Source organism: Brucella ciceri, assembly GCF_041930145.1.
Classification (GTDB): Bacteria; Pseudomonadota; Alphaproteobacteria; order Rhizobiales; family Rhizobiaceae; genus Brucella; species Brucella intermedia.
Window position 1 is genome coordinate 353,801 of record NZ_JBHEEV010000005.1, and the last position, 14,676, is coordinate 368,476.

Consider the following 14,676-nt stretch of genomic DNA (forward strand, 5'->3'; position numbering starts at 1 on the left):
ACAGGAATGCTTTACTGCATTTCCCTGGAGTTGTTTTCCCTGTCCTTGAACCATTGGGTCAGAAAATCGACCAGCGCCCGGATTTTTGCCGGCAGATAGCGCCGATGCGGATAGACAGCATAGATGCCGCCATCCTTCACGATAAATTCGTCCAGACAGGAGACCAGCCTGCCGCGCTCGATTTCTTCTTCGGCGATGAAGGCGGGCAGCATGGAAAAGCCCAGACCGGCGAGTGCGGCGTTCTTTGTGGCGACGGGGCTGTTCACTTCAATCGGGCCGTTGACGGGAACCGTCATCATCGATCCATCCGTATTGCGGAAATGCCAGTTGTTGCGCGAGCGCGCATTGGTGTCGATGATGCAGGGCCGGTCGGCCAGGTCTTCGGGGCGCTCCGGTTTGCCGACACGGGCAATCAGTTCCGGCGCGCCGCACAGGACGGAGTGGAAGGGCGACAATCGCTTTGCGATGAGGGAAGAGTCCTGCAAGCGCGTGATGCGGATCGCAAGGTCGAAGCCTTCTTCCACCAGATCGACAAACCGGTCGTCCAGCCGCACGTCGAGCACGATTTCGGGATGGGCGAGGCAGAAATCGATCAGGGACTGGCCGATGACGGCATCGGCGAAGGTGCGCGGGGCCGACAGCTTGATGCGTCCGCGCGCATCGGAACTGGTTTCGCTGACGGCATCCTGCAGCGCGTCGATCTCGCGGATGATTTCGACCGCGCGGTGATAATAGGTGTGACCCGCTTCGGTCAGCGAGAATTGCCGCGTGGTGCGGTTGAGAAGACGCGCTCCAAGCTCGTCTTCCAGTTCGCGCACATATTTGGAAAGGAGTGCCTTGGAACGCCCGATTTTTCGCGCTGCGGCGGAAAAGCCTTCCGCCTCGACCACGTCGATGAAGGCGCGCATACGTGTGAGGGTGTCCATGGTCTAGCCCCGCTTCCCGATGATGTTTCTGGCCAGCCCGATCAGCGCCCGGTCGCTGCCGCGTGGTCCTATGAAAGAAATGCCGAAAGGTGCGCCCTGCACCTGCCCCAGGGGTAATGTGATTTGTGGCAGACCGGAAAGCACCGAAAGGCAGAGCAGGCGCAATGCCTGCTCGCGATAGGCCTGCAAGGTCTCGAAAGGTTCCTTTGCGAGCGGAGCCGCACCCGGTACGGTCGGCAGCGCCAGCACGGCGTCGTCCCCGATGATCTTCTCAAGTTCCTGCGTGAATTGCGCCCGGCGCACGCGCTGGCTGGCAACGAGATTTGGGGCGATTTCCGCGCCGAAGGCAAAACGGTCCGCGACGCCGGGCCCGAGCTTGCGATCACCCGAGGAAATCCAGCCACCATGCGTTACCCAGGCTTCCGCACCCTGAATGTGGCGGAAGACCAGATAGAGTTCATCTATCGAAAGTGTCGGCTGGCTTGCCGCCTGGAGGTTCGCGAAGTGCGGGCGCACTTCGGCAAACATGGCGCGATAGGCATCCGTTTCGGCCTCGCCCAGCAGAAGCTGTTCGAGAACCGGCATATAAAGAAGCTTCGTCAGATTGAATTCTCGGGCGTCGTCGCCAAGCAGGATGGCGCCAACCCGGTCATAAAGCTCTATGTCGCGCGCAAACCATCCGATTGTATCGAGCGAGGGCGCAAGCGGCATGATGCCCTGAAGCGGAATGCGGCCATGGGTGCTGCGCAAGCCCACGAGGCCGCAGAAGCTTGCTGGAGCGCGAATGGAGCCGCCCGTATCCGAACCGAGCGCAATGTCGGCGAGCTTGCCTGCAACGGCCGCCGCCGAGCCGGAGGACGAACCGCCGGTAACGCGGTCCGGCGCTGCCGGATTGATCGGATAGGGGAAATGCGAATTCTGCCCCATCAGGGAAAAGGCAAGTTCGTCGGTCTGTGCCTTGCCGACAAATTCCGCCCCGGCGGCGAGCAGCCTTTCCACCACCGGAGCCGATCTTTCGGCGCGCGGTGATTCGGCCTCGATCTGCGGATTGCCGCATCCCGTCACCATTCCGGCAACGTCATAAATGTCTTTTACGGCGAGCCGTTCGCCTTCAAGCGGCCCTTCCAATGCGTGAACGGGCGGCTTTTCAGCTTTTGCAATGATGGCGTTGAAGGGATCGAAACTGGCCATTGTTCACAACATGCAACAATTAACGGGATATTTACGCTCTTTCGAGACGGATTTGCCTGTTGAATGTTTCACTAATATTGAACAATGGCAAGCGTACAGCGCACTGCGATCCTGCCAAAAATAAATTCGCTCAACCAATTTTTTGTCATTGAATGGACACGACTTTGCGCTTATATCGCGCTTGCCCAAAGTCGCACGTGCCTGTGGGTGTCCGCCGATCCTCGAATGGTGAGGAATTCGGTACGGTACCTGGACCTAACCGCTCCAGTCGATCTGATGGCCAACCGCCAGATCGAGGACATCTTGAAGCAACGACGGTGCGGGCCTTTCTAGTGTCTTTCGGCTGTCCAAAAGCCGAAATTACTGAAGAGGCACACCTTCATTGCCAGAAGTGCGGATGCGGTTCTCCAATTCCAATCCAAGGCAGACAAAGCGGAGTAACGCGGGTTTAGCGTTGTTCCATCGCCGCATGAGTTTTCGCGTGACATCAGCACCTCCAAAGGCTGGCTTCACGGCGGATGCGTTCATGCACACTTTGTCCCTTTGAAAGCGGTGAAGACAACCGCGCGGGAGAACGACCATGGCAACGCAGCGTATTATCGACTTCCTCAACACCCGCCGTCCGGACGGTCCTTGCCTCGTCGTCGATACCGACGTCGTGCGCGACAACTATCTGAGCTTCGAGAAGGCTTTGCCCTATTCGCGCATCTTCTATGCGGTGAAGGCAAATCCTGCGCCGGAAATCCTGCGCCTGCTCGCTTCGCTCGGCTCGTGCTTCGATACCGCTTCGGTCGCCGAAATCGAAATGGCGCTGGAAGCCGGCGCGACGGCGAACCGCATTTCCTATGGCAACACCATCAAGAAGGAGCGCGATATTGCGCGCGCTTTCGAGCTGGGGATTCGCCTTTATGCGGTCGATTGCGTGGAAGAAGTGGAGAAGGTTGCGCGCGCCGCCCCCGGCAGCCGCGTGTTCTGCCGCGTGCTGACGGACGGTGAAGGCGCCGAATGGCCGCTGTCGCGCAAGTTCGGTTGCGTGCCTGCGATGGCTATCGACGTTCTGCGCCATGCAAAGTCGCTGGGTCTCGATTCCTACGGTGTGTCGTTCCACGTCGGCTCTCAGCAGACGGACCTCACCGCATGGGACCGTGCGCTCGGCGATGCGGCCAAGGTGTTCCGCACCCTTGCCGATGAAGGCATCGTGCTGCGCATGGTCAATATGGGCGGCGGTTTCCCGACCCGTTACCTCAAGGACGTACCGACCGCGCAGGCCTATGGCATGGTGATCTTCGACGCGCTCTCCAAGCATTTCGGCAACCGCATCCCGGAAACTATCATTGAGCCGGGCCGCGGCATGGTCGGCAATGCAGGCGTGATCAAGACCGAAGTGGTTCTGGTCTCGCGCAAGGCGGACAACGACAATGTGCGCTGGGTCTATCTCGACATCGGCAAGTTCGGCGGTCTCGCCGAAACCATGGACGAGGCGATCCGCTACCAGATCGTGACCCCGCATGACGGCAGCGAAACCGAACCATGCGTGCTGGCCGGCCCGACCTGCGACAGTGCGGACGTTCTTTACGAAAAGACGCCGTATCCGCTGCCGGTCTCGCTGACCATCGGTGATGAAATCCTCATCGAAGGCACGGGCGCATACACCACCACCTACTCGGCGGTGGCGTTCAACGGCTTCGAACCGCTCCGATCCTACGTCATCTGATCTTTGAGGCCGGGATATGATCCCGGAAAGCGCGAACGCTTTCCGACCTCGATCATACCTTTGAAAGTCTGAAAGATCCTCTCAATCCGCCCGGTGCTGCAAGGCGTCGGGCGGGGTGTGCTGCTGCCGCTTTGCGGGGATAGATGTGATGAACGCAACTCTTGAAATTCAGGAAAACACCGTAACCCTCGTTGCCCCGGCTTTTTCGATCGCGGGCGAGGCGCTGGAGCATGTGCTGGCGCGCGAAGCCTTGCTGGACCGCGCGATGGGTGAAGGCCGCCGCCGCAAGTCATCGGAAAAACTGCGTCGTGGTCGCCTGCCCGCAGAGGGGCTGGCCTTTGCCGCACTTGGCGAAGACAGAGCGCTCGCAGGCACCGTGCGGCTGTGGGATGTCCATGCCGGGCTCGACGCCTTCGGTTTTCCCGTGTCCGCCTTGCTGCTCGGTCCGCTGGCCGTCGAACCTTCCGCCGCCGGTTGCGGCATCGGTTCGGCCTTGATGCGTCATGCCATCGACGAGGCCATGCGCCTTGGCCATGGCGCGATCCTGCTCGTCGGCGATCCGGAATATTACGGGCGCTTCGGCTTTACCGCTGAAAAGACCGGCGAGCTTGCCATGCCAGGCCCATATGAAAAGCGCCGTTTTCTGGCGCTCGAATTGAAGCCGGGCCATCTGGACGGCGCACATGGTGTCTTGCGCGCCAGCGGGCGCAAGGTGCCTCGCGCCGAGGTGCTTGCACGCCGGTCGGCATGAGTTGATCGATAAGATTATACTTCAAATGGAAGAGATTAGCGCATTTCCACCAAAAGTGTGAAACGTCTACGGGGGGAAATCAGTTCACTGGACTGATTTCCTATCCCGCTTCGATGCGTTGGATAATGCGATAAAACAAATAGTTAGAGCGGTTCCGGCGTTCCTGTTGGAACAGGAACCGCTTAGAGGCGCAGCAGCCGTCCGAAATTGCGGACGGCTGTGATCGCAAGCCCTGCGAGGAAGCCGGCAATCAGCCCGGCGATGACGATCAGCTTGCGCGATGTGCTGGCCGGATCGAGCGGCGGGCGGGCTTCCGACAACACCCTGACATTGGCGGTATTCAGCCCTTCCTGTTCGTTCGTCTCGCGCGAGCGCAGGAGGAAGGCTTCGTAGACGGAGCGGCGCGCGGTCGCCTCGCGCTCAAGCTCGCGCAATTTCACCAGATCGCCGCTATTGTTTGCCTGCTGTGACTTGAGCTGCGCCAGACGCGTGGTCAGGTCTTTTTCCTGCTGCACGGACCGCGAGACCTCGACTTGCAGCGAGGAGCGGATGCGCCGCAATTCAGCGTCGATGTCGCTCAGCACCGTGCCCGCCTGCGACTGTGCCTGAATGAGCGCCGGGTGACGGGGGCCAAGCTGGGTGGATAAGCCGCTTGCCGTCTGGCGCGCCTGCGCATATTGCGCCCGCAGAGCCGTCAGCGTGTTGGATCGCAAATCCTCCGGCAAAGTCCCGGTCACCACACTGTCGGAAGTGGCGTTGCTCAGTACCTGTACACGGGCCTGAAGCCGCATGGTTTCGGCGCGCTGGTTGGTCAGTTGATCGTTGAGCCGCGTCAGGTCGTTATCGCTGATCAGCTTGCCATCCACATTGACGAGATCGTGCGATGCGCGGAAATCAGCCGCTGCGCGCTCCGCCTGTTCGACATTGGCGCGCATGTCTGCAAGCCGGTTCGACAGTTCGTCCGAAGTGCGCCGTGCGGCATCGGATTGCAGCGATGCAAGCTCGCTCTGGAAAACGGTGCTGATGGTGTTCGCAAGCGAGGCCGATTTCTGCGGATCGCGGGTTTTCACCGAGATCGAATAGATGAAGGTCTTGGCGTCGCGCCCGATGGCGATACTCTTGTGCAGGTTATAGAGAACGCGGGTTTGCAGCGTCTGGCTGTCGCTCGCCTTTTGGGGGGACAAGATATCCTTGATCTGCGCAAACAGTCCGGCAATGCCGGTCGGAACCAGCGTGCCGTTGAATTCGGGGTCTTTTGTCAGGTCCGTCCTGTCGATCACTTTCAGCAGAACACTGCTGGAATCGATGATGCGGGCCTGGCTTTCGGCGACGGCAAGCGATGCGTCGGTCGGGAGTTGCCCCGGGGTCAGTTCGTCTCCAACCGTCTTGATGTTGCGCGGATCGACCAGAATATCGGTCGAAGCGACGTACATCTGCGGCAGCGACAATGCATAGAGCGCGGCGACCACACCGCCCAATATCGTGCTGACCAGCAGGAGCCTGCGCGATCCCCGCACTACATCGATGGCGATGCGCGGATCGATCAGCGGTTTCCATTCGGCATCCGGTGCCGGGCGGTCGGCAACAGGATGCTCGCGCATGACGGGTTCGCGGGCTGGCTCCGGGGGTGGAGCGTCAGCCTCGATTGCGATTTTGCGACGTTCGCGTTCCTGAATCTTGCGCTCCAGTTCCGCTTCGATGAGCGCCACGCGTTTTTGCAACTCGGCCACGTCCGCATCGTCCAGTTCTTCCTCGATAACGGGTTCTGGCGTTTCTTGCGCATCATGGTCGTGTTCATGAAAGAACGCAGCGCGTTCATCCGATGTGGCGGGTGGTGTCCATGGCGGCGCGGCTTCGCTATCACGTGGAGCAGGCGGGCGACCGGTGGGGCGATCCGTCGGGCGCACGTCGGAAAATGCGAGAAGAGGTTTCTCAACTCCCGCCTTTCTGCGCCCCTCATGATCGCTCATTGTCGAATTCGTCCGCATCTGTAGCCGCTGCGGCCGTTTCAGGTGCCCGCTGCCGCCATGAAATCCATTAAACAGGGCTTGCACATGCCAAACCGGAATCCGCTCGCCCCAAACCTGATGGCCGAATGTAATTTTTTATAGAAAACAAAAAGTTAAAATAATGTCGGCCTGAACCGCGAAATGCTCGGCCCTCTTATTTTAGCTTTTGCTTGTCTGCTCTTTGAGCTTGCAAAGAAGAGTTTAAGTCTTTTTAGCTAAATCTCTTTATCTCGTCCCGCTCCAATGGGTCGAACGCACCACGAGACCACGATGGATGAGGCTCCCTGTTGATAGCGAAAGCGCTGCGGAAACTGTCAGGCAATAATGCCGGAATAGTGCGCGATTACCTGTCCCTGTTTTCCGGCTCCGCTGGCAGGCTGGTGGTTTCACTCGTCTATTTCATCGCGCTTGCAAACACGCTGCCCACGGGCGATTTCGGGATATTCGCCACTGCATCGGGCACGGGCGTGGTGCTGTCGCGCATCGTTTCCCTCGGGTTCAGTTCGCCGCTTTACCGCATATCGACAGTAAAGCCGCGCCTGCTCGGCATCTATACGGCGGGTTTTCTCGTCGCCATTCTGGTGTCGCTGCCGCTGTTCGCGCTGGCGTCCTGGCTGGTTTACTTCGTCTTTTTCAGCCGCGATATTTCCTTCCTGCCCTTTGCCGTTGTGGTGTTTGCCGAGGCCCTGTTCTGGCGGTCGACGGAAATCGTCATCATCGTCAATAACGGCCTGCGCCGCTTCGGCATATCGGCGGGACTGGTGATTTTCGGCACGGCCACGCGAGCCGTCGCAGCCCTACTGTTCATGTGGCTGGCAAGCGCCCACGATATTGCGCATTGGGCATGGTGGTATGCGGCTGCAAACGGGGTCGCGCTGCTTGCCGCGCTGCGATTTTACCCGTCGATCCGGCTTCGCTTCAGACCGTCGCTTTATATGCGGCGGCTTTCCGATGCGATTGCCGTGATGGGCGCCGAACTGCTGTTCTATATCCAGGCCGAGCTGGACAAGCTTCTCGTGCTGACTGTCGGCGGGCCTGCGACGGCGGGGCTTTACGCGATCATCATGCGCCTTGTGGACCTTACTGCCCTGCCGGTTCGCTCCTTCAACATGATGCTGGTGCAAAAGCTCATGCGCGCGCCGGACATGCTGTCTTCTTTGCGCATCCGCGCCGGACTGGAGCTTGCGGTCTTCTCCGTCTCGGTGGCAGGTCTCGGCGCGATGGTCGTGTTCCTGCAAATCTTCCCGAACGCACTCGGTTCAAGCGTTGCGCCCATCGTCGGCCTGTTGCCGCTGGTGCTGCTCGTACCCGGTTTCCGCAACCTGATCGAATACCAGACCGAAATTCTGTATGCGCGCGGTCAGTCCGGTCTCAGGACCTTGAGCATGGTGCTGATGACTGCGGCCAAGGCATTCTTCGTCTGGCTGTTGCTGGTGAACTATGCCGACAGTCACGACTGGATTCTGGGACTCAATATCGTGTTTGGCGGCCTCTATCTGCTGTCGCTGGTTTTCACCTATTCCAGCATTCGTTTGCCAGCTAAACGAATTTAAGGTTCAGGCTCCGATAATGCGCCGGATATCGTCGACCGAAAGGCCGAGAAAGGATTGCATGCCGATAGCGACCTGATGGGGTTCCATTTCGGCGATGAAGGTGCGGAATTCCTCTTCGCTCGGTGGCGGGGCGAACCATTGCATCCGGCAGAGATCATGCGTGTCGCTGAAATGGCCCGAGCCTTGCAGCACGTCATCGACATAGCGGCCATAGATGAAGCATTCGGAAAAGCGTCTTATATTGCCAAGGGCCGCCACCCAATGCTGTCCGGTATGAGCTTCGATCCGCTCGCACATCGAAATCACGCTGTCGCGCCGCCATGAAACAAGCTGGCCGATATAGTCGTTAAGCCCGCTTTTGCCGTTTTCGATGCCGAGCAGTTTCGCTGCATTGGCCGCCCAGACCGGATGCTCCGGCCATTCGGGATTGGCGAGCGCATTGGGGCGGACGAAAAGCCGAAGCTGTTCACCATGCCAGAGTGTGCCGCAATCGAAGGGGCGCAGAAAGGCCGTGTCGGAATCCGTGTAGAGAAAACCGTCTTCCTCCACGGCAGCGGCAAGCGCGATCCGGCGCAACTGCTGCACATGCCAGCCACGCAGCGGCTTGGTCCGGAGCGAAAGCCAGACCCGTCTGCGCCAAAGATAGGTCGGATCCCAGAAGGCGTGCAGCCAGGAGGGGAGAAGATCGCGCTCATCGATGATGACCCGGTGCGCGCTTTCGAGCTTGCGAAACAGGGCAACATCCTTGCTGTCTACGAGGATGTAGTGCTTCGTGAAACCGCTGACATATTTGTCCACGGTTTCGCAAAGCAGCTTGCAGCGCTCGAAATCCTGATCCCAGCTGGCCGTGACGATTGCGGTTCTCACCGGGGTTCTCCCTTCATCCAGCCTTTGGCGACGCGCCACAGAAATACGGGATTGCCGATGAGATAGCGTTTCGCGAGCCTTCGCGGTTCCTGCAACAGCCGGTGCGCCCATTCCATCTGGATCTTGCGCATCCAGTGCGGCGCGCGCTGCACGCGGCCTGTATGCAGGTCGAACAGCGCGCCGACCGCGCTCGCTATCGTGCAGTGCTCCGCGGTGATATGCTTGTCGATGAAGAGTTCCTGGCGCGGGACGCCCATCGCGACGAGCAATAGGTCGGCGTGGAATTCCTTCAATTGCGCCAGAATGCCGTCGAGATCGGCGGGCTTGAAGAAGCCGTCGGAAATGACGCGATATTCATGGCGGGGTATCTGCTGCCTGAAAAGCTGTGCGGCGTCGGCAGCGACGCCCGGACCGCCGCCGAGAAGTGCAACCTTCAGCGGGCGTTTCATATGCTGCAAGAGCCCCGGAATGAAGTCCGTTCCGTTGAGATTGGCAGGGAATTTGCTGCCATAGGCAACCTTGCTGGCAATATCGACACCCACCCCGTCGGGCAGGATCAGGAAATCCTGCAACGCAGCGCGATAATCCGGGGTTTCATCCGCAATGTTGGAATTGTTGGCGTTGAGCCAGCCTTGCTTCATGAACCGGCCCTCATTGATACGGTTCTCGAAGAAGGCGAAGGCGCCGTCCCAATCAAAACAGGCGACCTTCACGCCAAGGATGTTCCGGTAGGTTACATTTTCGGTATGCATCATGCCTAGTCCGTCATTCTATTTTCGCTGCGAAGTGCTTGCAGACCGCGGGCAACCGCACGGTCCATGCCTTCGATTTGTGACCGGGTGAAGGCCTTGCCGTCCAGTCTCTGGCTGTCCCCCGATCTTGCCTTCCCGATCCGCTCGATGATTGCCGCCGCGAAGGCTCGCGGGTCATCGGCAATGGTGCAATTGGCCGGGATATTGTCGATACCGCGCACGGAATGCGTCGTGGCGACGCTTGGCATGCCCAGCTCGAATGTTTCAATGGTTTTCAGCTGCACCCCGGTTCCCGCCCGGCTGATGAGCGGAACAACCGCCCCGCTTTCCACGAATTCCGTCGCATCCGGCACCTTGCCGACGAAGTTGACGCCAGACCAGGCAGAGACGAGATCAGCGGGCGTGTTGCCTGCAATCGTGATGGAAATATCGCCGGGGAGATGCGGCTTTACCTCGCGCAGGAACCATTCCAGCCCGATGCGGTTCGGGTGCCATGTCCATGTGCCGATGAGGGCAAGGTCGTACCTTGCCGGGCGTGGCTGAGCCGCCTGCATTCCGCCCGGCGTGACGAGCGGCATCGTCGCAAACCGGTCGGGAGCAAGTCCGAGCGCCGGGCCGTCATCTTCGGCAAAGGTGAAGACGAAACGCGCCGTTCCGCTGAGGCGGCTTTCCAGCCCTTTGAGAATGCGCGCCTCGCGGGCGAACAGGAATTTCTGAATGAAGCTTCGGGCGTCGGCGGCGTTTTCCTCCGCCGAGCGATATTCCACATTATGCGCCACGAAGAGCGACGGCTTGTCCTTGAAAATATCTTCAAACGCGCCGGGCAGGGTCACCCCGTTCAGCACATAGGCATCGAAAGGGCCGATCCGTCCGATGGCCTCGCGCAGTTTCTGCGCTGGAATCACCCGCAACTTCGCCGAGGAGACAGTCAGGCCGGTCAGGAAGGATTTCACCACCCAGCCGATCTTGCGCCTGATGCCAGCGCCTTCGGTTCGCACTTCCACCTCGCCCAGCACGACCGTAACCGCAGCATCGGCTTTCACGCCCGGCCATGTGAAACCAAGCACGGTCACCTTTGCACCCGAACGCCGCAGGCCATCGACCACAGCCGAATTCGCCACTTCATAACCGGTAGTCGGGATTCCATGCGGAACAATCGATGTTACGAAAACAAGGTGAGGGGACGGCAAGTCAGCTCCTGCATATTACGGATCAGCGTTCTCTATGATAGTTTCAGGCTGTGCTTACAACCACGCGGTGAACTTTTCTTTAATTGTTTTTGAATAGGCCCGGTGAAAACATGGGTCGTTAAATATTGGGTGGCGTAATGTCTGTATTACCGGATCATATACAAGTAATTGCTAAAACACCTAAACTTCGTTTCGATGAAGTAGAGGTGGTGGTGACCTTGCCGACATTTCGCCGTCCGGAGCATGTCATCCGCACGCTGGATACGCTCAATGCCCAAGTCACCAGCCGCCGCTTCGCGGTCGTGGTGATCGAAAACGAGGCGGAGGACCGGGAAGGCGCCAAGGTTGCGGCACCACAGTTCGAGGCCGGAAAATATAACGGCATGCTGATCGTGGAATCCCATCGCGGCAACTGCAATGCCTATAATGCAGGCTGGCTGACGGCGACGACCTATTTCCCGAATTTCAAATATGTCATCGTCATCGATGATGACGAACTCGCCGATCCGGCCTGGATCGAAAACATGGTGGCAACCGCCGAGCGCTATAATGCCAGCCTCGTCGGCGGTCCCCAATATCCGATTTTTGAGAAGCCGGGTTCGGAAAAATGGGCAAGGCATCCGGTTTTCCTGCCGCATTACAGCAAGACCGGGCCGGTTCCAATCATCTATTCATCCGGCAACCTGTTGATCGCCCGCCCGGTTCTGGAAGCCATCGGCTATCCGTTCATGGACCTGAAGTTCAATTTCACCGGCGGCGGCGATTCCGATTTCATCAACCGCTCCCGCGCCAAAGGCTTCACGATTGCCTGGTGCAACGAAGGCATCGTGCGGGAGACTATTCCGGCACGGCGGCTGGAGAGCGACTGGATCACGGCGCGGGGCCTGCGCAACGGCGTCCTGTCAACGCTGATCGAGCAACGCCAGCGCAAGGACGAGCCTTTGGGTCAGGTGCGTGTTTTTTTGAAAAGTCTCGCTCTTTTGGCTTATTCTCCGATCAAGGCCCTGCGGCGCGGCATCGCGGCGCGCTTCGTGCCGGTCGGGACTTACTTCATCCATATCGGGCTGGGCCGCGTCATGGCCCATTTTGGATATCTGAATGAGCAATATCGCAACCCGGACAAGAACTGACGCGCGTTCCGATGTTGCGGCGCAAGCCAACGTGCGGGCGACAGTCCGCACGATTGCGCTCGTTATCGCCACGATAACATTCTGCATTCTGCTGATTTCCTTCCATCCCTTCAATCCGCTCAGCGCCGCGGCGAGCGGGGATGCGTCGGGCGGCGGCGATGCCATCAACCAGCTCGGTTTCGGCTGTCTCGGAGCCGTATCCCTGCTGTCGCTTGCCATGTTCGCCGATCCGAAGAAGGTGGCCAAAATCGTCAGCCCCGGCTGGCTGCTGATGTTTGCCTTCCTGTTGGCGTCGGTTTTCGCAAGCCCCGATCCGGCAACCGCGATACGCGGCGTATTGTTGACGATGATCGGCATTCTGACGGTCATTGCCGTCCTCAGCCTGCCGCAGGATGGCGACGCCTATTCGGCCATGCTGGTCACTGTGGCTTCGATCGTCATCGTCGTTTCCTATGCGGGCGTCGTGCTTCTGCCAAATCTCGGCACCCACGGCGCCGACGCGCTGGAACCGCAGAACGCCTATCTCTGGCGCGGTGTCTTCACGCACAAGAACATTGCCGGTCCGGTCATGGCCGCCTTTTCCTTCGCCGGTGTCTATCTGTGGCGGCGCGGCTGGCGGGTGAGCGGTTTCCTGATTGCCGTCTCCGCATTGGTCTTCGTTTCGCAGACCGGATCGAAGACGACGGCGGCGCTGGTGCCGCTGGCCATGCTGCTCGTGATCACCCCCGGTCTTTTCGGCCTCCGTTTCCTCGCGCCGGTGGCAGTCTTCACGATCCAGTTTCTGCTTGCGCTGTTTACCTTCGGCACGGTCCTGTTCGAGCCGATGCATCAGCTCGTTCTGCAACTCGACGTCGATCCCACCTTTACCGGGCGCACCTCCATCTGGGCCTTTGCGGTGGAAGCGCTGTCCCAGCGCCCGTGGACCGGCTTCGGCTATGAAAGCTTCTGGGGCACACCGATCGCGAAGCAAGCCGCCAATCCGTATTATCTCGACTGGGATGTGCGCGGCATCGTGCATGGGCACAATGGTTATCTCGATATCGCGCTGTCGATGGGGGTTCCGGCGCTCATCTGTGCTATTTTCGTCATCATCGTCATGCCGCTGGTCAATTACGCGCGCTGCCGCCCGGTGCGGGAAAACCTGCTGCTGGCCGATTTCTTCCTGATGGTCGTGTTCTTCGGAACGTTGAACGCCATGCTGGAAAGCTTCTTCTTCCGCCGCATGGACCCGGTCTGGCTCACGCTCGTCTTTGCGATCTTCGGCCTCAGGCTGACCGCGAAAATCATCATCCCGAAACGATAGAGCGGTTCCAGTGAAAACAGAATCGTGGAACCGCTCTATCTCTTTGTTTACACGCATTATCCAACGCAGGACCGTTTCGCACTTTTGCTGGAAATGCTTTTAGCCGGAGCCACTTCATGAATATCGCAATTGTCGGGACCGGATTTGTTGCCGACTACTACATGACCACGCTGCGCAATTATCCCGAACTGACGCTGCGCGGCGCCTATGACCGCTCTCCCGAGCGGCTGAAGGCGTTCTGCGCGCATTACTCGGTCAGTGCTTATGAGAGTTTCGAGGCAGTCCTCGCCGATCCGGACGTAGAGATCGTCGTCAACCTGACCACGCCTGAAAGTCATTTTGAAATCTCCCATGCAGCGCTTTCGGCGGGAAAGCACGTCTATTCCGAAAAGCCGCTGGCGATGAATTATGACGATGCGGAAGCGCTGGTCGCTTTTGCGCGGAAGGCAGGGCTCACGCTCGCGGCAGCTCCGGCCAATGGCCTCAGCGATGCCTATCGTCTGGTAGCAAGCGTAATGAATGGCATCGGCGTGCCGCGTCTTGTCTATGCGGAAATGGAAGACGGGCCGGTATTTCGTGACAAATGGTCAAGCTGGCGTTCGCAGTCGGGAGCGCCGTGGCCCGGCCTGCACGAATTTGAGATCGGCTGCACGCTGGAACATGCGGGCTATGCGCTGTCATGGCTGGTGTCGCTGTTCGGTCCGGTCGAAAGTGTCTCGGCATTTTCCGCGATAACCTTTCCGGACAAGGGGCCGGGAACCGAGCATCTGCATATGGCGCCTGATTTTTCGGTCGGCTGTCTCGTTTTCAAGTCGGGGCTGGTGGCGCGTCTCACATCGGGGCTTGCCATGCCGAAGGATCGCAGCCTGACAATCGTTGCCGACAAGGGCTCGATAGTGGTGGATGATCTCTGGGATAATCGTTCGGTCGTCCGTCTTGAACGCACGGAGGAAAAGCGCCGTTTTCTCGCGCGCCTGTTCGGCATCATCGAAATGCGCGTCGGCAAGTTTCTGTCCTGGAAACCGACCGTCGGCACAAAGCTGTCCTATCCGAAGGCCGACAAGCGGTCGCTGCCCATGTATCCCTCACAGATCGATTTCGTGCGGGGCATCGCCGATCAGGCCCGCGCAATCCAGACGGGCGACAAGGCGTTCTTCTCTGGCGATGTGGCGCTGCATATCACCGAAATCGCGCTTGCCCTGAACAATGCCGGTGAAAATGCGCAGCCTTACAGGATGAGAAGCAGTTTCTAGAGAGCCGATCTCAGCTCGTCTTTCTGAAAATTTGTCC

At 59.2% G+C, this 14,676-nt stretch carries 12 protein-coding genes; 6 read left to right on the plus strand and 6 right to left on the minus strand.

What is annotated here, in order from left to right; translation table 11 throughout:
* Positions 1-11: 11 nt before the first annotated feature.
* Both JNC63_RS12645 and JNC63_RS12650 read right to left on the minus strand, forming a co-directional pair.
* Positions 12-926, minus strand: coding sequence for a LysR family transcriptional regulator (locus JNC63_RS12645; RefSeq protein ID WP_006469450.1), 915 nt, complete (start codon positions 924-926; stop codon positions 12-14).
* Between the two features lie 3 nt (positions 927-929).
* On the minus strand, positions 930-2,117 hold the full coding sequence (locus JNC63_RS12650; protein ID WP_021585299.1) for an amidase: 1,188 nt from the start codon (positions 2,115-2,117) through the stop codon (positions 930-932).
* 580 nt (positions 2,118-2,697) lie between these two features.
* Here JNC63_RS12650 and odc2 point away from each other — a divergent pair.
* Together odc2 and JNC63_RS12660 are read left to right on the plus strand one after the other, a co-directional pair.
* Positions 2,698-3,831: an ornithine/lysine decarboxylase gene (odc2, locus tag JNC63_RS12655; RefSeq protein WP_006469447.1), complete on the plus strand. Its 1,134-nt coding sequence runs from the start codon at positions 2,698-2,700 to the stop codon at positions 3,829-3,831.
* Positions 3,832-3,979: 148 nt separating this feature from the next.
* Positions 3,980-4,582 carry a GNAT family N-acetyltransferase gene (locus JNC63_RS12660; RefSeq protein ID WP_006471417.1) on the plus strand — a complete coding sequence of 201 codons (603 nt, stop codon included), beginning with the start codon at positions 3,980-3,982 and terminating at the stop codon, positions 4,580-4,582.
* Positions 4,583-4,764: 182 nt separating this feature from the next.
* Here JNC63_RS12660 and JNC63_RS12665 read toward each other — a convergent pair whose 3' ends face one another.
* Complete coding sequence (locus JNC63_RS12665; protein WP_006471418.1) at positions 4,765-6,552, minus strand: GumC family protein; 1,788 nt, start codon at positions 6,550-6,552, stop codon at positions 4,765-4,767.
* Positions 6,553-6,878: 326 nt separating this feature from the next.
* Here JNC63_RS12665 and JNC63_RS12670 point away from each other — a divergent pair, with 326 nt between their 5' ends.
* Positions 6,879-8,144 carry a lipopolysaccharide biosynthesis protein gene (locus JNC63_RS12670; protein ID WP_006469444.1) on the plus strand — a complete coding sequence of 422 codons (1,266 nt, stop codon included), beginning with the start codon at positions 6,879-6,881 and terminating at the stop codon, positions 8,142-8,144.
* A 3-nt stretch (positions 8,145-8,147) separates the two neighbouring features.
* On the opposite strand, the gene JNC63_RS12675 is transcribed toward JNC63_RS12670, so the two are convergent.
* From JNC63_RS12675 to JNC63_RS12685, 3 genes are read right to left on the minus strand one after another with little or no spacing between them, the layout of a single operon-like run.
* Positions 8,148-9,011, minus strand: coding sequence for a DUF6492 family protein (locus JNC63_RS12675; RefSeq protein WP_021585297.1), 864 nt, complete (start codon positions 9,009-9,011; stop codon positions 8,148-8,150).
* On the minus strand, positions 9,008-9,766 hold the full coding sequence (locus tag JNC63_RS12680; RefSeq protein ID WP_006469442.1) for a WecB/TagA/CpsF family glycosyltransferase: 759 nt from the start codon (positions 9,764-9,766) through the stop codon (positions 9,008-9,010). The genes JNC63_RS12675 and JNC63_RS12680 overlap by 4 nt, the downstream gene beginning before the upstream one ends.
* 2 nt (positions 9,767-9,768) lie before the next feature.
* Positions 9,769-10,953 (minus strand): glycosyltransferase, encoded by a 1,185-nt coding sequence (locus tag JNC63_RS12685; protein WP_006469441.1) that lies wholly within the window; start codon positions 10,951-10,953, stop codon positions 9,769-9,771.
* 137 nt (positions 10,954-11,090) lie between these two features.
* Between JNC63_RS12685 and JNC63_RS12690 the strand changes: the two genes are divergently transcribed.
* The 3 genes from JNC63_RS12690 to JNC63_RS12700 all read left to right on the plus strand — a co-directional run bounded on the left by JNC63_RS12690 (position 11,091) and on the right by JNC63_RS12700 (position 14,639).
* Positions 11,091-12,083, plus strand: a complete 993-nt coding sequence (locus tag JNC63_RS12690; protein ID WP_006471419.1) for a glycosyltransferase family 2 protein — start codon at positions 11,091-11,093, stop codon at positions 12,081-12,083.
* Complete coding sequence (locus JNC63_RS12695) at positions 12,052-13,386, plus strand: O-antigen ligase family protein (protein WP_374846380.1); 1,335 nt, start codon at positions 12,052-12,054, stop codon at positions 13,384-13,386. The genes JNC63_RS12690 and JNC63_RS12695 overlap by 32 nt, the downstream gene beginning before the upstream one ends.
* Before the next feature lie 116 nt (positions 13,387-13,502).
* Complete coding sequence (locus tag JNC63_RS12700; RefSeq protein WP_006471420.1) at positions 13,503-14,639, plus strand: Gfo/Idh/MocA family protein; 1,137 nt, start codon at positions 13,503-13,505, stop codon at positions 14,637-14,639.
* Positions 14,640-14,676 lie beyond the last annotated feature (37 nt).